A 323-nucleotide genomic window follows, 5' to 3' on the forward strand; every position below is an offset into this window, starting at 1 on the left:
TAAAATCATGGACTTCATCAGAACGTCCTATAATCGTTAAATGGCATCTCCTGTCTCCAAACCGCCCCAGAGTTTCTGCAAAGCAGAGCGCTCTTCGTGGGTCAGGTGATTATCAGGGGCTGCCAATACACCGGAATTCCAGTAGCTGATAAACTCCAGATTGATGCTTCCTGCGGCCTGGTTCCAGAGCAGAGCCATGTCAGGTCTTCCTGGTAGCCAGAAAAAGCCTTTATTACGATAATTACGTTGCGTTCAGGGATGATCTGCTAATAATATTCTGTCGATCCGCTAAGTGTCAGTGTATGCGGTAAGCCCGCCCTTGA

At 48.0% G+C, this 323-nt stretch carries 1 pseudogene; it reads right to left on the bottom strand.

Annotated elements, in window-relative coordinates:
* Positions 1-36 precede the first annotated feature (36 nt).
* Positions 37-234, bottom strand: a pseudogene (locus LZP73_RS19645) (GTP-binding protein); the annotation flags it as partial.
* Positions 235-323 lie beyond the last annotated feature (89 nt).

This window comes from Shewanella sp. AS16 (assembly GCF_021412365.1).
Taxonomy (GTDB): domain Bacteria; phylum Pseudomonadota; class Gammaproteobacteria; order Enterobacterales; family Shewanellaceae; genus Shewanella; species Shewanella salipaludis.